Origin of the sequence: Gottfriedia luciferensis, assembly GCF_001712755.1 — a bacterium.
GTDB lineage: Bacteria > Bacillota > Bacilli > Bacillales > Bacillaceae_G > Gottfriedia > Gottfriedia luciferensis_B.
This window is the reverse complement of record NZ_MDKC01000007.1, coordinates 109606-130557: the sequence shown is the minus strand read 5'-3', so window position 1 is coordinate 130557 and position 20952 is coordinate 109606. Positions and strand designations below refer to the sequence as shown.

The 20952-nt window shown below is 33.3% G+C and carries 21 protein-coding genes and 2 riboswitches; of the genes, 12 read left to right on the top strand and 9 right to left on the bottom strand.

Features of this window, described 5'->3' with window-relative positions:
- Window positions 1-472: 472 nt before the first annotated feature.
- Complete coding sequence (locus BED47_RS08180; protein WP_069033244.1) at window positions 473-1738, bottom strand: APC family permease; 1266 nt, start codon at window positions 1736-1738, stop codon at window positions 473-475.
- 131 nt (window positions 1739-1869) lie between these two features.
- On the opposite strand from BED47_RS08180, the gene BED47_RS08175 reads away from it, so the two are divergent.
- Window positions 1870-2763, top strand: coding sequence for a LysR family transcriptional regulator (locus BED47_RS08175; RefSeq protein WP_069033243.1), 894 nt, complete (start codon window positions 1870-1872; stop codon window positions 2761-2763).
- Between the two features lie 419 nt (window positions 2764-3182).
- Here BED47_RS08175 and BED47_RS08170 read toward each other — a convergent pair whose 3' ends face one another.
- The gene (locus BED47_RS08170; RefSeq protein WP_069033242.1) at window positions 3183-4142 is read right to left on the bottom strand and encodes a LacI family DNA-binding transcriptional regulator; all 960 of its coding nucleotides are present in this window, start codon (window positions 4140-4142) and stop codon (window positions 3183-3185) included.
- 325 nt (window positions 4143-4467) lie between these two features.
- On the opposite strand from BED47_RS08170, the gene BED47_RS08165 reads away from it, so the two are divergent.
- The 4 genes from BED47_RS08165 to BED47_RS23175 all read left to right on the top strand — a co-directional run bounded on the left by BED47_RS08165 (window position 4468) and on the right by BED47_RS23175 (window position 7219).
- On the top strand, window positions 4468-4647 hold the full coding sequence (locus BED47_RS08165) for an H-type small acid-soluble spore protein (RefSeq protein WP_056471502.1): 180 nt from the start codon (window positions 4468-4470) through the stop codon (window positions 4645-4647).
- A 424-nt stretch (window positions 4648-5071) separates the two neighbouring features.
- Window positions 5072-6478: an amino acid permease gene (locus BED47_RS08160; protein WP_069033241.1), complete on the top strand. Its 1407-nt coding sequence runs from the start codon at window positions 5072-5074 to the stop codon at window positions 6476-6478.
- 176 nt (window positions 6479-6654) lie between these two features.
- The gene (locus BED47_RS08155) at window positions 6655-6915 is read left to right on the top strand and encodes a hypothetical protein (protein WP_056467548.1); all 261 of its coding nucleotides are present in this window, start codon (window positions 6655-6657) and stop codon (window positions 6913-6915) included.
- 172 nt (window positions 6916-7087) lie between these two features.
- Entirely contained in the window at window positions 7088-7219 is a 132-nt protein-coding gene (locus tag BED47_RS23175; RefSeq protein ID WP_088014171.1) for a YjcZ family sporulation protein, read from the top strand.
- A 56-nt stretch (window positions 7220-7275) separates the two neighbouring features.
- Here BED47_RS23175 and BED47_RS08150 read toward each other — a convergent pair whose 3' ends face one another.
- The gene (locus BED47_RS08150; RefSeq protein ID WP_069033240.1) at window positions 7276-7809 is read right to left on the bottom strand and encodes a DoxX family membrane protein; all 534 of its coding nucleotides are present in this window, start codon (window positions 7807-7809) and stop codon (window positions 7276-7278) included.
- 430 nt (window positions 7810-8239) lie between these two features.
- Here BED47_RS08150 and BED47_RS08145 point away from each other — a divergent pair, with 430 nt between their 5' ends.
- The gene (locus BED47_RS08145; protein WP_056467551.1) at window positions 8240-8419 is read left to right on the top strand and encodes a small acid-soluble spore protein H; all 180 of its coding nucleotides are present in this window, start codon (window positions 8240-8242) and stop codon (window positions 8417-8419) included.
- Window positions 8420-8666: 247 nt separating this feature from the next.
- Here BED47_RS08145 and thiC read toward each other — a convergent pair whose 3' ends face one another.
- Complete coding sequence (gene thiC / locus BED47_RS08140; RefSeq protein WP_069033239.1) at window positions 8667-10445, bottom strand: phosphomethylpyrimidine synthase ThiC; 1779 nt, start codon at window positions 10443-10445, stop codon at window positions 8667-8669.
- A 136-nt stretch (window positions 10446-10581) separates the two neighbouring features.
- Window positions 10582-10697: riboswitch (TPP riboswitch) on the bottom strand.
- A 235-nt stretch (window positions 10698-10932) separates the two neighbouring features.
- Window positions 10933-11042: riboswitch (TPP riboswitch) on the top strand.
- Between the two features lie 87 nt (window positions 11043-11129).
- On the opposite strand from thiC, the gene BED47_RS08135 reads away from it, so the two are divergent.
- From BED47_RS08135 to BED47_RS08115, 5 genes are read left to right on the top strand one after another with little or no spacing between them, the layout of a single operon-like run.
- Window positions 11130-11744: a thiamine phosphate synthase gene (locus BED47_RS08135; RefSeq protein ID WP_069033238.1), complete on the top strand. Its 615-nt coding sequence runs from the start codon at window positions 11130-11132 to the stop codon at window positions 11742-11744.
- Window positions 11728-12819 (top strand): glycine oxidase ThiO, encoded by a 1092-nt coding sequence (gene thiO / locus BED47_RS08130; protein WP_069033237.1) that lies wholly within the window; start codon window positions 11728-11730, stop codon window positions 12817-12819. The genes BED47_RS08135 and thiO overlap by 17 nt, the downstream gene beginning before the upstream one ends.
- A gap of 26 nt (window positions 12820-12845) precedes the next feature.
- A complete protein-coding gene (gene thiS, locus BED47_RS08125; protein WP_069033236.1) occupies window positions 12846-13049 on the top strand; it encodes a sulfur carrier protein ThiS in 204 nt (67 codons plus the stop codon).
- Window positions 13050-13051: 2 nt separating this feature from the next.
- A complete protein-coding gene (locus BED47_RS08120) occupies window positions 13052-13819 on the top strand; it encodes a thiazole synthase (protein WP_069033235.1) in 768 nt (255 codons plus the stop codon).
- On the top strand, window positions 13816-14823 hold the full coding sequence (locus BED47_RS08115; RefSeq protein ID WP_069033234.1) for a ThiF family adenylyltransferase: 1008 nt from the start codon (window positions 13816-13818) through the stop codon (window positions 14821-14823). The genes BED47_RS08120 and BED47_RS08115 overlap by 4 nt, the downstream gene beginning before the upstream one ends.
- A 236-nt stretch (window positions 14824-15059) precedes the next feature.
- On the opposite strand, the gene BED47_RS08110 is transcribed toward BED47_RS08115, so the two are convergent.
- From BED47_RS08110 to BED47_RS08095, 4 genes are all read right to left on the bottom strand, one after another.
- Complete coding sequence (locus BED47_RS08110; protein ID WP_069033233.1) at window positions 15060-15866, bottom strand: hypothetical protein; 807 nt, start codon at window positions 15864-15866, stop codon at window positions 15060-15062.
- A gap of 80 nt (window positions 15867-15946) precedes the next feature.
- On the bottom strand, window positions 15947-16147 hold the full coding sequence (locus tag BED47_RS08105) for a cation transporter (RefSeq protein WP_069033232.1): 201 nt from the start codon (window positions 16145-16147) through the stop codon (window positions 15947-15949).
- Window positions 16148-16160: 13 nt separating this feature from the next.
- Window positions 16161-18554 carry a heavy metal translocating P-type ATPase gene (locus BED47_RS08100; protein ID WP_069033231.1) on the bottom strand — a complete coding sequence of 798 codons (2394 nt, stop codon included), beginning with the start codon at window positions 18552-18554 and terminating at the stop codon, window positions 16161-16163.
- Window positions 18555-18569: 15 nt separating this feature from the next.
- The gene (locus tag BED47_RS08095) at window positions 18570-18869 is read right to left on the bottom strand and encodes a metal-sensing transcriptional repressor (protein ID WP_025671826.1); all 300 of its coding nucleotides are present in this window, start codon (window positions 18867-18869) and stop codon (window positions 18570-18572) included.
- 118 nt (window positions 18870-18987) lie between these two features.
- Between BED47_RS08095 and BED47_RS08090 the strand changes: the two genes are divergently transcribed.
- Window positions 18988-19545, top strand: coding sequence for a hypothetical protein (locus BED47_RS08090; protein ID WP_069033230.1), 558 nt, complete (start codon window positions 18988-18990; stop codon window positions 19543-19545).
- Between the two features lie 131 nt (window positions 19546-19676).
- On the opposite strand, the gene BED47_RS08085 is transcribed toward BED47_RS08090, so the two are convergent.
- Window positions 19677-20888, bottom strand: a complete 1212-nt coding sequence (locus BED47_RS08085; RefSeq protein ID WP_069033249.1) for an acyl-CoA dehydrogenase family protein — start codon at window positions 20886-20888, stop codon at window positions 19677-19679.
- Window positions 20889-20952: the final 64 nt, after the last annotated feature.

The window sequence follows — 20952 nt, the reverse complement described above, 5'->3', positions numbered from 1 at the left end:
AATATTAAATTCTATAATTAATATAGAAAGAAGACTTACGGATTCGGAAATTCAGCTTAATTAATAATTACAATTGAATCCCTTTTTTCACTTGTATAAAATAAGATTTTTTCATTTGATCATCAGATTGTTTATTTACACCAAAGAGTAATACACTCCTATTAACAATGCTACTAGAATACTTAACAATATTAATTATAAAGGCATTTTCCTTTATATCAGAAATTGATATAAATAAACCTTATAACTACAAAATAATATATAATTCTAAAATAATAATAAACCCTTCTTCCGCACTAAAAAGGCCAATTACAAAATCTTCATCTTTTACCAATATGAAAAAAAAGGTGTGAAACTATAGTAAATATCATTTTAAAAAAATAATAATAAATATTCAGTATAGGTAATTAATATAAAAAAGTTAGTTTCAAAAAAAGAAACTTCTTTTAATAGAAGTTTCCTTTCTAATCCGTTATTCATTTCCAACTTGTAGAATTTTTTCATGTTGTTTTGAATCTCTTTTTTGTAGCCAAATAAAGTACACTGAAACTAATATGATCAATAGTAAAATGATTGGTGAAGAAAATAAAAGAATTCCTAAAAAGCAAATTGCTAGAATAAATGAACTGATTTTGAAAAATACGGAATCAAATAATCGAAAACATGCCAATACTCCTAGTAAAGCGTTGCATAAGAAGAATGCATTTGCAATTGCTACAAGTGTTTGAATGCTTAGTAAGTCATTAAAATAAAGAATAAATACAATTATATGAATGCAAAACAAACTAAATAATGATCGAGTTGCGACATTATTTTTATTTTTAAAAGAAAGCCATGAAGGTAATAAACCGTTTTTGGCTTGATCGGCGATTAGCCTTGATACTGCTCCTATTACTAGGAGAACTGTACTAATACATAGTGCAATTGTAATTGATGAAATAATAGGAGTTGCCCAACTTCCAAATAAGCTCTGAAGTAACGGTGCTAATGATTGATTCATCATATTTCCATTTTTAGAATGAATCCACTGGAAGGCAAATGCAACTATTAAACTGACTATTGCTATAATCGTGAAACTTAAGACTACTGCCCTAGGAATTGTTCGTTCTGGAGTTTTTACTTCTAAAGAATAGCTACCGATGACCTCCCACCCGATTAAAGCCCAAAATAACAAAAGTAAGCTTTCTCCAAAATCAGAAATAGTAATTGGTTTAGATAAAGTAAAACTCCCATCAACTGTAAATAATGTATGAATACTGCCAACTATAAGTGTCACTACAATGAAACTAGACATAAAAAAGGCAAATTTTCCAACATCGGCAATGCTTCTAGTTAAAATGATATAAACAAAACATAGTATTCCTAAAGCTAGCCACTTTTCATTGAAGAAGCTTTGATTCGTCAATAGTTGTAAGTAATGTCCTGCCGTACCTGTAACTGCAATTGGTCCAAAACAAACTGCAAGTAAAAAGAAAATAGCTGAAAGGTTTTTTATTTGTGTACCAAATGCACGTTCAACTGCCAATGGCACTCCAGAATCTCCTGGAATCAACAAACTTAACTTACCAAACAATAGTGCAAATATTAAACTTAAGCCAAGCATAAGAACCCAAGCAAAAATAGCATAATTACCAGCAGTTTCATACACTGCAGGTGGTAAAATGATAATTCCCGAACCTAAAATAGGTCCAATCATTAATCCGCTAAGCAATAGAAAACCAATTTTTCGATTCCTCATTCATATCCCTCCAATAGTTATTGAAACAAATTGTCATCTCGTATAATTTAATTATATGAACCAATCTAACATTGGTAAAATGAATAGTTATGATATAAACCATCGGAAAATCCGATACTTAGGAGGCTATTATGGAAATCCGTCATTTAATTACGTTTAAGTCAATAGTCGATATGGGCGGGTTCTCTAGAGCTGCGGTCCATCTCGGATATGCACAATCTACAGTTACTTCACATATACAAGCACTTGAACAGGAATTAGGAGTACCTTTATTTGACCGATTAGGTAAAAAGGTACATCTGACTGAGGTCGGTGAGAACTTTTTAGTTCACGCTATCGAAATGATTCAGCTCTATACAAAAGCAAAAGATGTATTTCACATGGAAAATGAAGAGGTAACCACGTTAAGAATTGGAGCCCCTGAATCTTTAACGATCTATCGTCTTCCACAAATTATTCAAGCCTTTCGATCACAAAATCCGAAAGTAAATATTATGATGAAATCTGGTTCTTGTTGGGAATTACAAGAAGAATTACGTCGAGGTGATCTGGATATTGGTTTCTTCCTACAGGCTCCATTAACGGATTCAGATTTGTATACGGAAACACTAATTGAAGAACCACTTGTCATTTTGTTACCTCCAACTTCTGACTCTAGAACACTTTCATCGTTTACACTAAATACGAATGAAAATATAATTCTCACAGAACAAGGCAGTTATCGTGATTATTTTGAAGCATTTCTAAGAAGTAAGGGTATCGCAACTGAGTCTGGAATGGAATTTTGGAGTGTTGAGGCAATTAAACAATGTGTTATGTGTGGACTTGGTATATCCATACTCCCACTCGTGGCAGTTCAAAATGAAATGCAGCAACAAAAACTAAAAGTCATAAATTGGGATACAAATTTAGGAAGTGTATCTACAATCATGTCTTGGCATAAAAACAAATGGCAATCCAGTGCTGCTAGAAAATTTATGGAAGTTGTTAGAGATCAGTCATCCTTATGGAATCAGTCTATTTAAATCTAGTTTCTAAATAGGTTTTACTTTGGAGTTATAAACTTAGGGAAAAGTTCGGTCACAAACTTTATTGATTAACTTTTTTTGAAAAATATTCGGACTAATCCTTGAAAATTTTTGTGTATTTATATGGTTTCCAGTGGATTTCATTTCGTTTTAGTGGTTTCTCAGTCCATTTTATTGTTATTTCTTCTATTCTTTTGATTCATTTACTCTATACCATCATATTTTGAGACTTTAATTGCAGTTAAGCTGATTTTTATTGCAGATACCTCTATTTTATTTGTAGATTTGACAAATTTATTTGCAGATTGTGCTTTTTTATTTGCACTTCCCATGATTTATTTGCAGCTTCGGCTTTTTTATTTGCACTTCACCATTTAACGACATGAAAAAAAGCTAGTTCCCAACTAGCTTTTTTATTATACAGTCTGCCGTTCGATTAATTTAAACGCAATTTCTTCTTGTGTAACTTCAGAATTAATCGCTTGAATAAAAAGTTTCTTACCCACTTCCCTTAATGGAATTTCGACTGTTGTTAACTTCATTACTTTTGCAATTGGTTGATTATCAAACCCTATTATCGCTAAATCTTGAGGTATAGCTATCCCATGATCATTACAGCAAGTTTGCACACCCGCAGCTACTTGATCACTTGTTACTAACAAAGCTGTTGGTCTCTCTTTTAAATTTAATAAAAGCTGGATGATTCTTTCACCATCTTCAAAATAGTAACAATTATCGAATACAAAATCGTTATTTAGTGATTCATTATATTTACTATGAAAATCAATATAGGCAGATTCTCTTTGTTTACTATTCTTACCCGTTCTACGACCAATACTATAACCGATTTTCCGATGTCCTTTTTGATATAAATATTCTAATGCAATCATGAAACAATTGTATTGATCGATAAATGTTGAGGAAACCCCCGTGTTTCTCGCATCTTCAAATAATACTATTTGTCCATATTGCTTATAAGCCTCAATCATTTCAATTGAACAAATTCTAGAACAAATAATGAGTGAATCTATTTGTTTATGCTGCAGCATCTTTAATGCCTCAATTTCTCTCTTCTCCTCATAATTTGATTGAAATAGTACTAGCTTATAATTATTTTTTATCGCTTCGTTAGCAATTCCATCAATTAGCAATCCAAAGTACGGATGTTGCGAGAACGGAATGACGACTCCAATTAGATTCGTTTTTCCTTTACTTAAATTGACTGCATTTTGATTTCGTTGATAATTGGTTAGCTCAATTGCATTTAAGACTGCTTTTCTTTTTTCCTCACTAACATATGGTTCATCATTTAAAACTCGTGAGACTGTTGTAACTGAAACGCCGGCAATCCTCGCAATTTCTTTAATATTAGACATTTTCTCACCTTTTCTAAACTTTTTCTTGCTCTGAAACTAGTTCCATACTTTACGCTTTTCTCATAATAAAAAGGAGGTACGAATATGCAAATACTTTTTGGTTTACTTTGTTTACTATTTATGTGTAGTTCAATTTTATTTTTCGCTTTCATTGCCATCATACAACAAGAAAAGAAACGAGTTAAGTAATGCAGGCAAAACTAAAAACAATTTTCCTCCCTGTCCTATGTTACATAATCCTTTAAAAAAGCTCTTATTTTCCATGAATACTGTAACTTTACTATGTAAATAATAAAATAGGTTAATAAATTAAGGAGGTATTATGATGGACACTGAAAGAGCATTAGAAATCGTAGCTGCACCTGGTATGATAAATGTAACTTGCGATGGAGTACCAGTTTATATTCAGCATGTTAATAAAAATGAGGGTACAGCAAGAATTTATCCTCTTGATCAGCCACAAAATGATAAAGAAGTATCATTAAGTCACTTAAAAGAACATTAAATGATAAAAAAGACCCAAAAATAAACCTCTATTAAGGAGGTTTATTTTATTTTTGAAGAAAAAACATAAAAATTTAATTATTTAGTTTGATTACAATTTCAACCATAAGAAATATGAAGTTTCTAGAGAATCGTTGTTACTTATGGTACAAGCGCCATTTAGTTCATTTTAACTGAATAAATAGGTACTCAGTAATATGTCGAATTTACTACACATTTTAAAAAAAACTGAAAAAAAAGTCGAAAAATTCTTTGAATATTTTTATAAGTATGATATTATAAAAATCACTTAAACAAGACAATATATTAAATTACTTCGCAGCTAATTGTCAGAATTTTCTATTTTTTAAGGTAAAATTAGAAAATAATAAACTTTCTAAATAGAAGATTAAAAAACTAATAAAATAGGATTAGAGGAGGCTCATATGAATTTATTTCGAAAAAAATCCGTTTCAGGTAGTTCACCTAGTTCACTTAAACAAGTTCTAGGGGCGTTTGATCTTACAATGTTAGGTATCGGTGCCATCATCGGTACAGGTATATTCGTTTTAACTGGTGTAGCAGCAGCTGATTATGCAGGTCCAGCACTTGTTCTTTCATTTATTATCGCAGGTTTAGCTTGTACATTCGCCGCACTTTGTTACTCTGAATTTGCTTCTATGATTCCAGAGGCTGGTAGTGCTTACACTTATAGTTATGTTGCTTTTGGTGAAGTTATTGCTTGGATATTAGGTTGGGATATGGTACTAGAGTATGGACTTGCATCTTCAGCAGTAGCAAGTGGATGGTCTGGATATTTCCAAAGTTTATTACATGGTTTTGGAGTAAACCTTCCAACAGCTTTAACAAGTGCATTTGATCCATCTAAACATACTTTTATTGATTTACCAGCAGTAATTATTGTTTTACTTGTAACGTTCATTCTTACTAGAGGTGTTAGAGAATCTGCAAAACTTAACACGATCATGGTAATTGTAAAATTAGCAGTAGTAGCACTTTTCATCGTTGTTGGTGTTTGGTACGTTCAACCGCATAACTGGACTCCATTTATGCCAATGGGATTCCATGGGGTAACAGCTGGTGCTGCAGTAGTAGTATTTGCTTACTTTGGATTTGATGCAGTATCAACTGCAGCTGAGGAAGTTAAAAACCCTCAACGTAACTTACCAATCGGTATTATCTCAGCTTTAACAATTTGTACAATCTTATATATTGTCGTTTCATTAATTCTTACTGGTATCGTTCCGTTTGATCAATTAGGTGTTAAAGACCCTGTTGCTTTTGCACTAGCATTTATTCACCAAGATTGGGCTGCTGGTTTCATTTCACTTGGCGCAATCATCGGTATTACAACTGTATTAATCGTAATGATGTTTGGACAAACTCGTCTATTCTATGCAATCAGTAAAGACGGTTTATTACCAGGTAAATTATCAAAAGTTAACAAGAAAACTGCAGTTCCTGTAACAAGCACTTGGGTAACTGGCGGACTAGTTGCTTTATTCGCTGGCTTAATTCCATTAAACAAATTAGCTGAATTAACAAATATTGGTACGCTATTCGCTTTCTCTGCTGTTTCTCTTGGTGTTCTAGTATTAAGAAAAACTCGTCCAGACTTAAAGCGTGGATTCAAAACTCCTTGGGTACCTGTAGTACCAGTATTAGCTGTTGTATTCTGTGTATATTTAATGCTACAACTTTCATCATTTACTTGGAAAGGTTTCGTAGTTTGGTTAGTAATCGGTTTAGTAATTTATAGCACATACGGATATAAAAATTCTAAACTAAACGGTAAAAATAAGTTTGATAAGGATTCAAATCGAACTGCATAAGTAAGCAAATCCCACTATAGTAACCTATAGTGGGATTTTTTTGTTAGTTACATATTTTCCACAACAATCTAGAATAATGATAAATATCCACAACAACAAACTTTACAAAAACAGATTTACTTTATGATATGATACGACTTAGGAAATTTTATTTTCGAAGAACAGGAGCTGTTAAAATGTTCCCATTAAAAAATTATTATGAATCATTTATTAAAAAAGATCTTATTGGAGTGAAAAGAGAGATTGCATTAAAACGACTAAGTAATTTACTTGCTTGTCAAAAGATTAGTAAAGATACGAAAGAAGTTGTACATATTCGTTATTTTACTTGTACCGAAACACTTCAGCCTACTGACACTTATTTAGGTACAATTGCTGTGAAGTTTCAAAATGGTTATGTAGTTGAAACTGCAATTTCACTTCCTAAGGAAAAATAATTCATTTATTAAAACTTACGTCTAGGTATAAGCCTAATTACATTATAGACTAGTTTCATAGTTGGCAAAAAAACATACGATACATTATCCACCTCTCCTAATTGTAATTTTCAATTAGTTACATGACCCTAAGGGAGTTTCCCTTAAATATCGTATGAAGGAGGTCACATGTATGAGTACTGGACATCACGGTCACCATCTTAACGGTTTTGCTTTAATCGTTGTTCTATTTATTTTATTAATCATTGTTGGAGCAGCTTGCTGGTCTGGATATGACGGATATGGATATGGACATCACTGGTAATCTTTAAAAACTATAAAACTCCTGTTAAATTTTAACAGGAGTTTTTTTATTATATATTAAGAAGCCTGAGCTTGCTTTGAATGAATTGTATTGATATGTACTGAACTTTTTAAGACGAACAGTTTTTCTATTCCAAGGTAACGATCTAAACTTAACACGTAAACTCGATTTAAAGAAAGTAAAATTCCAAAAGCGCTTGTATATAAGGTTAAACTTATTAAGTTCATATTACCTGAAAGAATGAAATTAATATGCATAAATAGACAAAATAATACAGAAGGAAGAATGAATAAACCCATTATTAATAGAATGCCAATTAAAATTTGAACTACAGGAATCGTGTAATTAAAAAATAAGTAATGCTTCATTGCAAAATGTTGAATGAAATATTTATAAAACTCAGGGACATTTGGCTTTTCAATGGCCAAAATAAAATAGGTTTTAATAAAAGTCCCAGGTTCACTATACCAACGCTTCTCAGTAATTTTCGTAACCCCAGCAAATAACCAACCAATTCCAAATAGAATTCGCATTAAAGTAAATAAACATTGAAAAGCATTATTTTTTAGTTGCTGAATGAATAATTCCATTTAAATAAGTTCTCCAATTCTTTATAGTAAGAAATTCTAAATTCTCACTAATATCATGTGTTTTTTTAAAATTGATATTTAATTCTCAAAATTGATTATCCTCGATAAATTCCACCTCCTTTGCATTTTATTGAAAATAGTTATCATTATCAATTACCGTTTACAATCGTAGCAGTAATGATAATCATTTTCAATGGTAATATTTGTATATAAGGCCTCTTTGCTTGATTCTTCCTATTCCCTTTTACTTCATTTCTTTACCTTCAGCATTTCTCTTAAAAAACAATAAAAAAAAGACCTTCTCTCAAATTTAAGAGCGTAAGTCTTTATAATGCGGCATGCTTTTTAAGAAAAATTTTAAATGAATACCAAATCACCCCACGGTTAATAATATGTTAGGTTTCTATTTTTAATTAAGAGGAGGTTCACTATGAATAAACAACGCGCTCAAGAGATTGCTTCTTCACCTGAAATGGCAAATGTGACGTATAATGGAGTACCAATTTACATTCAACATGTTGATGAAACAAATGAAACTGCTAGAATCTATCCGCTTGGTCAACCAGATCGGGAGGAAGAAGTTTCAATCAATAGTTTGTCGGAACATTAATTCTCGAGTAAAAAAACAAACCTCTTTGTTTTGAGGTTTGTTTTTTCATTGTTAATTCCTATTACCAGCTTAAACTTTCAATTAAATTGCATTTAAGGCATTCTTGTATCGTATCTTTCTTCTGGAAATCGTGTACACAGTTTTTTTGAATTGTGCTCAGTTCAATTTTCAACTGATTCATATTTCTTTCCAAATTCTTTATTTCTTTTATGATTTCTTCTACCCTATTCATATAAGGCTCACACCCTTATTGATAGATTTCTCCGCCTTGTTTTCTAAATTCAAGTGCTTTTTCTTGCATTCCTTCTTCAATGATTGAATCATTCTGAAGTTCTTCTTGTTTTACTATATCTCGAATATCTTGAGAGATTCTCATACTACAGAATTTTGGACCACACATTGAACAAAAATGCGCTGTTTTAGCTCCTTCAGCAGGTAATGTTTCGTCGTGATATTCAATTGCTCTTTCCGGATCAAGTGAAAGATTAAACTGATCACGCCATCTAAATTCAAATCTTGCTTTTGAAAGTGCATCATCTCTTTTTTGTGCACCAGGGTGGCCTTTTGCTAAGTCAGCTGCATGCGCTGCTATTTTGTATGTAATAACACCTACTCTTACATCTTCTTTATTCGGAAGACCTAAATGCTCTTTCGGAGTTACATAACAAAGCATTGCAGTACCAAACCAACCAATCATTGCTGCACCGATCGCTGATGTAATGTGATCGTATCCAGGCGCAATATCAGTCGTTAACGGTCCTAATGTATAAAATGGCGCTTCCTGACAAATTTCTAATTGTTTATCCATATTCTCTTTAATTAAGTGCATTGGTACATGTCCCGGTCCTTCAATCATAACTTGAACATCGTGTTTCCATGCAATTTTCGTTAACTCACCTAGAGTTTCTAACTCAGCAAACTGTGCTTCGTCATTTGCATCGGCGATTGAACCTGGTCTCAGTCCATCTCCTAAAGAGAATGTTACGTCATAACGCTTCATAATTTCACAAATTTCTTCAAAATGAGTATATAAAAAATTCTCTTTATGATGAGCTAAACACCACTGAGCCAAAATAGAGCCACCACGAGATACAATTCCTGTCACTCGTTTTGCCGTTAATGGGATATAACGTAATAATACACCAGCGTGAATTGTAAAATAGTCTACCCCTTGTTCCGCTTGCTCAATTAGAGTATCTCGAAACACTTCCCAGCTTAAGTCTTCCGCAATTCCATTAACCTTTTCAAGCGCCTGATAAATCGGAACTGTCCCTACTGGTACTGGAGAATTTCGGATAATCCATTCACGTGTTGTATGAATATTCTTACCAGTTGAAAGATCCATCATCGTATCCGCACCCCAGCGAGTAGCCCATGTCATTTTTTCTACTTCTTCTTCGATTGAAGACGTAACCGCTGAATTACCTATATTGGCGTTTATTTTTACATGAAAATTACGACCGATGATCATTGGTTCACTTTCAGGGTGATTAATATTCGATGGAATGACAGCCCTTCCTTTTGCAACTTCATCGCGAACAAATTCAGCTGAAACATTCTCTCGAATCGCAATAAATTCCATTTCAGGTGTAATAATCCCTTTACGAGCATAATGCATTTGAGTAATATTTCCATTATCTTTTGCACGTAATGGTTTTCTTTTTAACCCTTTAAATACCTCAACATTATGTTGATCTGACTCTTTTCTATATCCATTATCTTCAGGCTTAATTTCACGCCCTTCATACTCTTCAACATCATTTCGTTCGATTACCCAGTTTTGTCTAATCGCCTTAAGTCCCATTCGAATATCAACTGAGCTAGCTGAATCTGTGTAAGGTCCGCTAGTGTCGTATACTCTAACTGGAGCATTTTCTTCTTCGCCAAAAGTGCCAGTTGTAGGTCTTAATTGAATCTCACGCATTGGCACCTTAATGTCAGGTCTAGATCCTTCAACATACACCTTCTTACTCCCTGAAAAACTAGACATGATGGAAAAATTCATTTCATTTACAGAATTGTTCATTTGATTTCATTCCCCTTTTTAATTAGTTTAAAAAGGACGAAATCCAATCCATTTAAAGCATGAAAAAAGCCGGAATCTTATATTTAAGACCCGGCAAAATGTTAGTAAAACTACATTAACAATTATGTAATCATTAATGAGAAATTTCTAACTTCCCCACGCTGGTATGAACCAGATCAGGTCCTGAGGGTTAAGAAACTAAAATCGCGTTTCTCTCTCAGCCCAACTAATTGGACACCCCTAGTCAATCGATTAAATTGTTCCACCTAAATATAAACCCACAAATTTAAAATGTAAATGTTTTTATTTCCCTAAATTTTTACAGAAATTCCAAATTAAAAAAATTATTAGTTTTTATATTCCACTAAAAACACTTGATTTCACTATACTTCAAGCCCAATTTCTGGTAATAAATTGGACTAGTAAAAATAAATTTAGTATTGAATATTATTTTTTATATGCTATGCTAAGATTAATTTTCATACATATTCATCACTAGGGGATCCCTTGATAAGGGCTGAGAATAAAGTAGTTACTTTTAAACCCTCAAAACCTGAACAGGCTAGTACCTGCGTAGGAAAGTGGCGCATTTTATACTTTTTTCGCGTGCAATGTAACCACTTTCTTTTTTTAGGGAAGTGGTTTTTTTGTTGAAAAAATTTTGATAATGAAAGTGGCTGGGACATGGAACTTATTGCAATTACAGATGATCAGCACACAGTGGAAGTACTTGCTACAAAAATAATTCAAATAATCGATGCAGTTGATTATGTACATATTCGCGAAAAATCGAAAAAGGCAATCGAGCTAATATCACTCTTAAATCTACTAAAAATGAACAAAGTAGATATGAAAAAAATTGTTTTAAATGATCGATTAGATATAGCTATTTTCTCTAACCTAACAAATATTCACTTGCCAGGACATGGTCTTCCACTTGTTGATGTAAAAGAATATTTTCCTAATTTACGAGTAGGAAAATCAGTTCACACACTTACTGAAGCAATACAGGCAGAAAATGATCAAGCTGACTATATTATGTACGGTCATTGTTTTGAAACAGAGTGTAAAAATGGATTAACCCCTAATGGAATTGAACTAATTCCAGAAATGAAAAAAACGTTAACTATACCAATCTATGCGGTCGGAGGAATATTACCTGAACATATACAAGTTCTAAAAAGGAACGACATTGACGGTATTGCTGTAATGTCTGGTATATTTTCTGCCCGAAATCCCCTAGAAGCTGCTTTGCAATATTTTGAAAGGTGTAAATTTACTTATGAACAAGAAATTTGATGTTGTCGTAATTGGTGGTGGAATAATAGGTTGTTCCATTGCTTATTATCTAGCCAAAGAAAACATTAATGTCGCAGTTCTTGAAGGACAGCAAGTTGGGCAGAAAACAACTAAGGCAGCTGCTGGAATGCTTGGTGCCCATTCCGAGTGGGATCACTCTGAGTCATTTTTTACTTTTGCTAGAAACAGTCAATTAACTTATTTTCACCTTCAAGAAGAATTAAAGGAATTATGTGGAATTGATATTGAACTTAAAAAAGGTGGTATTTTCAAACTAGCTTATACAGATTTAGAAAAAAAACAATTAACTCCCCTACTCACTCAAACTTCGGCACGTTGGTATAACGAGGAAGAGTTAAAAGAACAAATACCTGGCATTCATCCAAACATAATTGGAGCAGCGTATATTGAAGACGATGTGAATGTATTGCCTGTTTCTGTCTGTAACGCATTTTGCAAAGGTGCTCAAATTTTAGGTGCATCTATTTTTGAATATACACATGTATTTCAGATTCAAAAAAATGATTCACATTATTTAATTAAAACAACAAATGGCAATCTTGAAGCAAAAACCATTGTAGTTGCAAGTGGAGTTTGGAGTAATCCATTGTTTGGACAGCTTGGATTACATCACGAAATTATTCCCGTTAAAGGTGAATGCATCTCGGTTAGAAGTGAAAAGGTTGCATTAAAACATACTCTTTTCCATGAACAAAAATATATTGTTCCAAGGAATGACGGTCGCCTTGTCATCGGAGCTACGATGGTCGACAACGAATGGAATGAGAAACCTAGCTTAGGGGGGATTGAGTCATTAATACAAAGCGCTAAAAAAATGCTTCCTGAAATTCAAGACATGAAAATTGATTCATTTTGGGCAGGATTACGTCCGCGAACTCTCGATTATAATCCCTTTATTGGAACTCATCCAGAAGAAGATCAAATCTTATTTGCTACTGGCCATTTTCGAAATGGAATATTGCTTGCACCTGCAACTGGAAAGTTAATTCGAGATTTGATTCTTAAGCGGAAAGTCAATCGTAATTGGATCGAAGCATTTAAAATCAATCGTTAATTTTAACTCTTTGGAGGTGTATGCATTTGGAAATAAGATTAAATGGAAAGAATATCGATATTTCGAGCAATACCTATACAATTCAGGATCTGCTTAATGAATATCAATTAGAAAACCGAATTGTTATTGTCGAGGTTAATAAAGAAATTATTTATAAGGAACAGTATTCATTAACTCATCTCTCTAACGGAGATTCTGTAGAATTAATACATTTTGTAGGTGGTGGCTAATCATGTTAAAAGTAGGAAATCATACGTTTCATTCAAGATTATTATTAGGAACAGGAAAATACCCTTCATTTGAAGTCCAGAAAGAAGCTGTTGAAGTATCGAAAGCCGAGATACTAACTTTTGCTGTTAGAAGAATGAATATTTTTGAGGAATCTCAACCAAATTTTCTTGAACAATTAGATCTAACGAAATATAAATTATTGCCAAATACAGCTGGTGCAAAAACTGCTGAAGAGGCAGTTAGAATTGCAAGATTGGCAAAAGCGTCAGGCTTATGCGATATGATCAAGGTAGAAGTAATTGGGTGTGATAAATCATTATTACCTGATCCAATCGAAACATTGAAGGCATCAGAAATGTTATTAAACGAAGGATTTATTGTATTACCTTATACTTCCGATGATGTTGTGCTTGCAAGAAGACTAGAAGAACTTGGTGTCCATGCGATTATGCCAGGTGCATCTCCAATCGGTTCCGGAAAAGGAATTATTAATCCATTAAATCTTAAATTTATCATCGAGCAATCCAATGTACCTGTTATAGTAGATGCCGGAATCGGATCTCCAAAAGATGCAGCTTTTGCAATGGAACTAGGTGCTGATGGAGTCCTTTTAAATACTGCGGTTTCTAACGCAAAAGATCCTGTAAAAATGGCAGTTGCGATGAAACTTGCTATTGAAGCGGGAAGGCTTGGTTATGAGGCAGGAAGAATTGAAGAAAAAAAATATGGTGAAGCTAGTAGCCCAATCACAGGGTTGGTGAATTCTTGACAAACCGTTATGCAAAGCAAGAATTATTTTTAGGAAGAGATCGTCAATCACACTTACAAAAAGCCAGTGCTATTATAATTGGTGTTGGTGCACTAGGCTCATCAATAGCAGAAATGCTTGTAAGAGCCGGAATTGGAAAGATAACAATTGTTGACCGTGATTACGTTGAATGGACTAATTTACAAAGGCAATCTCTTTATACGGAAGAAGATGCTAAAAATAAACTACCTAAAGTAATTGCAGCTAAAAATCGACTTCAACAAATTAATAGTGAAGTAGCGATAACTAGTTTAATAAAAGATATTACTAGTCTTAATATTGAAGAGCTGATTAAAGGTCAAACAATCATACTAGATGCAACAGATAATTTTGAAACTAGAATGGTAGTGAATGACGCAGCAATTAAGCATGGCATTCCTTTTATTTTTGGTGCGTGTGTTGGAAGCTATGGCCTGTCGTTTCCAATTATTCCAGGAAAAACTCCATGCCTTAACTGTTTATTAAATCATATACCAACTTTAAATATGACTTGCGATACAGTAGGCGTAATTAGTCCAATTGTGCAAATGATTGCTGCCTACCAAGTAACCTATGCCATGCAATATCTTACTAACTATGAAGTCTTACCAATCTTACAATCGATTGATGTTTGGAAGCATGAAAAGTCTGATATAAACATCGAAAAATTAAAAAATAAAAACTGTCAAACATGTGGTCCTATAAGAAGTTATCCATTTTTAAAAGATGATGACCATATGAAGTCATATGTCTTATGTGGAAGAGATGCAGTTCAATTAAGAGTATCATCTCCTAAAATCCCAACACTAACTAACCTTTCTGATAGATTACAAGGGATAGTAAATGATTTGATTGTAAATCCTTATTTATTGTCATGTACTTATGAAGAACATCGCATTGTTTTATTTAAAGACGGTCGAGCGATTATTCACGGTACAAAGGAACCATCTGTTGCTAAGGAACTCTATCGGAAAGTTTTAGGTTGAAAAAGAAACCCTTTCAAAGACTACTAATTTACTAGTTTTTGAAAGGGCTAATTATATAAAATCTCTATAAATTAATTAGACTCAAACTAAATACTTATCACTTAACGATGCTAGCAAGACTGATGGTTTAAATAAAACCAATAGTCGACCAGCAGATATTAAGCCGAATATTTTATAAAGCGATTAAATAAAAAAGCAGGAAGACTTTAAAAGTTTCCTGCTTTTTTCTGTTTAATTTATGGTACGTCTACTATAAATGGTACGATAAACACATTTCCATTTTGCTTAAACTGTCCCCATATTTTATATAATCCCTTTTTTGGAAAACTCGTCATGAATTCCGCAACAGGTCCGCTTGATTTTTCATTCATAGGGTGCACATGTAAATATGTATTAGTGTCGCCACTAATCGCAACTACATGACCAACTGCACCTAAATAAGGCTGTAAATCATTAATCTCTTTTTTTGTTTTAGCATCTTTGATCGTATATGTCATTTTAACTTCTTGATCTGTCGCTAATTTATCAAATTTTAATGTAATTTCTTTTCCATCGATTACTTTTGTTAATACTTTATCTGGTATTAGTGATACTGGTCCTGCTGGTTGCCCCGTTACCTTTACTAATTTGGATTTTACATTTTTATCTGAGCCCTTAGGGATAAAATCAGTAAATAACTTATACTCACCCCCATTTGGAAAGTTCGGTATTACTGTAAATAATCCTTTACCTTTATATTGTGGATGCAAATGGTCAAAAAAAGATAAATCCTTACTTACAATGATCAGGTGCATTAATTTTTCATGTTCAAGTTCAAACTGATCAACTGGTTTACCTTTTAAACTATTAACCTGTATGTTTAAATCTACTTTATTATTACTCTCTGGAGTACCATTAAATGAAAAGCTCACTTGAGTAGTATCTTTTTTTTCTTTTGTTTCATGATTCATATTTTGATGGGTTGATCCTACGTGTGTCTTACTTTCACAACCACTTAAACCTATAACAGTAAAAAAACTAAGTATCAACAATAAGTATTTCATCTAATTCTCTCCCCGATATAGTATTTTTCCCAAATAAAAAGCGAACCTATAGTTCGCCTTTTATTTGTTCGATATCACTTTTAAACGATATCGTAACCTTGATCTTCAATAGCCTCTTTCACTTTCTCAACTGTTTCAGCGTTTGAAGTATTGAAAGTTACTTCTTTATTTTCCAAACTTACGATTATATTATTTGTACCAGACACTCCTTCTACAGCTTTCATAACTGCAGCTTTGCAGTGTCCACATGTCATACCTTCTACTTTTAAAATTGTTTCCATTTTCTAAATCCTCCTAAATTTTTATGCGTTTTAATCGTAATGCATTTATGACAACCGATACAGAGCTAAATGCCATGGCAGCACCTGCAATCCAAGGCTGCAACAGCCCTAAAGCTGCAATCGGTATACCTAAACTGTTATAAAATAGCGCCCAAAATAAATTTTGGCGAATATTATTCATTGTTTTCTTACTTAAGCTAATAGCTTTCGGAATATGTGATAAGTCGCCACCTACTAGCGTAACATCCGCTGTTTCAATCGCTACATCTGCACCAGTACCAATTGCCATCCCAATATCAGCTTTCGCAAGAGCTGGTGCATCATTAATCCCATCTCCAACCATCGCAACAATTTTCCCTTGTTTTTGTAGTTCAGCTACTATATCTGCTTTTTTCTCTGGTAGAACTTCAGCAAATACATTTTCAATCCCAACTTGATCTGCAATCGCTTTTGCTGTGTGTTTATTATCACCGGTTACCATAAAAACTTGTATTTTTAGATCCTTTAATGCTTTAATCGCATTTCTTGAAGATTCTTTAATTGTATCGGCTACAGCAATAATTCCTTCTAGCTTGTCGTCAATTGCTACTAACATTCCTGTTTTCCCTGCAGATTCAAATACGATTAATTGTTCTTCAATTGGAGAAAAATCGATATTCTTTTCATTCATTAACCTTCGAGTACCGATATATACCTTTTTATTTTCAATCAAGGCTTCTACACCATGTCCAGGTATAGCAATAAACTCTGTAAGATCCGTTAGTTGCAATTCCTGTTGAAGAGCGTATTGAACAATTGCTTGTGCTAAAGGATGCTCTGACATTTTCTCTACACTTGCAACAAGCTTCAATAAATCATCCCGATGATTTAAATTAATGATATCTGTTACTTCAGGCTTTCCTTTTGTAACAGTTCCTGTTTTATCAAGAATGATTGTATTAATTTTTTGTGTAGTTTCTAAAAATTCTCCGCCTTTATATAAAATCCCATTTTCCGCACCTTTTCCACTTCCAACCATAATCGAAGTTGGTGTAGCAAGCCCTAAAGCACAAGGACATGCTATGACTAAAACAGCTATTGCTACTTCAATTGACTTAGGTAAATTTTGTGGATCGACTACAAAAAACCAAATGATAAAGGTCAATATGGCTATGCCAATTACAATTGGAACAAATATATTCGAAATTCGATCAGCTAATCTTTGAATTGGAGCTTTTGAACCTTGTGCCTCTTCAACTATTTTCACAATATTTGCTAATGCGGTATCCTTACCAACCTTTTCAGCTCGTATTGTTAAAATACCATTTCCATTAACTGTTGCTCCAACAACTTTATCATCAGTCTTTTTATCAACTGGTAAAGACTCACCTGTAATCATTGATTCATCAACTGTAGATACTCCCGAAACAATAACACCATCCACTGGAATTTTCTCACCTGGTTTAACAAGTAGTAGATCTCCAACTTTTACAGCTTCCAATGGTACATAAACTTCATTTCCATTTTCTAAAACAATTGCTTCCTTAGCTTGTAATTCCATTAGTTTTGAAATTGCTTCAGTCGTTTTCCCTTTCGCGATATGCTCAAAATATTTTCCAAGTAAGACTAATGTTATTAATACTGCACTTGTCTCAAAATAAAGATGTGGCATATACGAGCTATTATTTATTGTCTTAATCGACTCAGCTAAGCTATAAAAATAAGCTGCCGAAGTTCCGAGTACGACGAGCACATCCATATTTGCACTATAATTTCGTATTGCTTTAAAAGCTCCTACATAAAAATGCCAACCTATAATAAACTGAACAGGAGTTGCAAACAATAATTGAAACCATGGATTCATTAATAAATGAGGCATCCAAATATTTGAACTAAATGGAAGATGAGATACCATCGAATACAATAGTGGAAGTGAAAGTAAGATTGAAATCATCAATTGAATCTGTTTGTTTTTTGTTGTATCTTTTTCTTTCACTGCATTTTCTTCTTTTATAGCTGCTGCATAACCGATATGACTAATTTTATCGATTATCGATTGAAGTGAACGTACTTCAGGTAAATATGAAATCGTTGCTATATTCATAGCTAGATTAACATTGATTTGAACAACTCCATCCATTTTCCCTATTACTTTTTCAATTCGAGCTGAACAAGCAGCACATGTCATTCCTTCAATATTTAACGTAATTTTTTCAACTGCAACCTCGTAGCCAATCGAATGGATTTTTTCTATTAAATCAGAAGTTTGATATTGTCCGTTATCATAGACAATAGTAGCTTTTTCTAATGCCAGATTCACATTCGCATTCAAGCCATCCATTCGATTTAAGCTTTTTTCGATTCGGGTTGCACATGCGGCGCAGGTCATACCCTCTATACCAAGGGTTAACTGCTTTGCATTATTCATTCTAATCAACCCCCTTTACTTTACGTAACGCTTAATAACCTCCATTAATTCGTTTACGGATTCTTCGCCATTATTTTCTTTAACTGCCTTAACCATGCAATGATTCGCATGTCTTTCAATTAATGAAAAACTTACCTTTTTCATAGCAGCTTCAACTGCCATAATTTGGGTCAAAATATCTATACAATATCGGTCCTCTTCGACCATTTTTTGAATTCCTCTTACTTGGCCCTCTATTCTACGAAGACGCTTCATTAAATCATTAATTTCGTCTTCACTTCTTGGAACCATTTGGTCATCATGGCAATTTTCCATTTTTTATCACCTCTCCATTATTATATACTCATAGGGGGTATAGGTGTCAATTTTTTATTCTATTTATTTTTAGTTGTCCATATGATGATATAAAGCGAAAAGTTAGGGGGTATCATATATGTTCACCAGTTGGGTATGTATTAGCATTATGCTCTTTATCACAATCATTTCGATCCACCTCAAACCAACAAAAAATGACCAGATGCATCAAATGATGTATATGATGATGATCAGTATGACTACTGGTTTAACAATAGGTGTGCTCATTACACTTTCAAATCACCAACAATTTTTCAATTCTTTACTCATTTCGATGGGCTTATCTGCATTCATCGGATTATGTATCGGCTTTCGATTACATTTCCTTGCATTACTTGAGGGGATCTTTACTGGCATGATGGCCGGTATGATGGGGAGCATGATCGTCGTTATGATTTCAATATCAGAAGCACATGCTTTATTATTAATTTGTTTATTATTATTAACTTGTTCGGCCATATTTTGTTCTACTATGTTTTTAAGTCAGCGATTCCCAAAACTACTATCATCATTCTTTCCAGTAATTATTATTTCTAGCCTGCTGCTCATCGTAACTGTTTTTTATTCTTTCACTCATTTTGAAACTACTGTTTTTTCAAACTATGATCAAAATCCACATAAATTTTTAAAAAGCTGATTTATTCAACTTTAGTGCTATTATTAAGTAGAAAATAATTAACATAGAGGAAAGCAAAAAAAAGAACAGACATGAAGATTTCTTTTTCAAGTCTGTTCTTTTTTCACATCTTAAGATACAAAAAATATTATTTATTTACTAGTTTCTAAACTCTCGACAAATGGCCATGATGGAAGCTTTTTACTAATTGGTTTATCTTCACGATAACCTAAAGTATATTCAGCTTCCGTAATTGTGTGAATTTCTCTTGTGGCCTCGTATATATCAGGTGCTTTTGCATTTCTTAGAAATCTTTCTACCGAATACTCATTCGAATATTCGTATGCTCTGTGTATTTGAATCGCATCATTCGCTGCTTCAATCGCAGCATCACATGCAAACCATTTTGCAATCGATGTTTCATGGGTATTTTGTTCCCCTTCATTTTTTAACGAACCTGCTCGATAGACTATTTGACGAGAGATTTCTAGATTTGCAGACATCTTGGCAATCATTTGCTGTACTAATTGAGGTTTTCCTATTTCTTTCCCAAATGTTTTAAGTTCATGACAATATTTAATACTTTCTTCTAAGCAAGCATTAATTAATCCACAAGCACCAGCTGCTACAGTAAAACTGCCATGATCTAAAGCAGACATTGCAATTTTTAAGCCTTCACCCTCTTCGCCTAATAAATTTTCAGCCGGTACATGAACTTCTTCTAGAAACACTTCTCCAGTATTCCCTGCTCGAATACCTAAATTTCCTTTGATTGCTTTTGTCGTTAATCCCGGGAACGTTCGTTCAACTATGAAACAGCTAATGCCATGATGGTTCTTATCATTATCCGTTTTTGCAAAAATTAAGAAATGATCGGCTACATCACAAAGCGAAATCCATGTCTTATAGCCATTTAAAACATATTTATTTCCTTCTCGTCTCGCTGTTGTTTGTAATGCAGCAACATCCGATCCAGTATTTGGTTCTGTTAAACCAAATGCACCGATCTTTTGACCACGCGCTTGTGGTACTAGATACTTTTCTTTTTGAGATTCATTGCCCCACTGTAATATAGTCATACTGTTCAAGCCAGTATGAACTGATAAGGCTGTCCTGAATGCAGTATCACCTCGTTCTAACTCGTCACAAACAATCGCTAGTGTATTGTAATCCATTCCGACACCGCCATATTTCTCCGGAATACCAACTCCCATTAACTCTAAATTAGATAATCGTTTCAAGATTCCTCTTTCAAAATGCCCTTTTTCATCCCATTCTTGAATAGAAGGAATAATTTCGCGATCAACAAATTTACGTACCATTTTTCTTACTGATTCTTGCTCTTCCGTTAGTGAAAAATTCATCATTTCAAATTCCTTCTTTACAAATTGTTTTTTACTTTTTATATACCGTCTTACAAGGTACTCT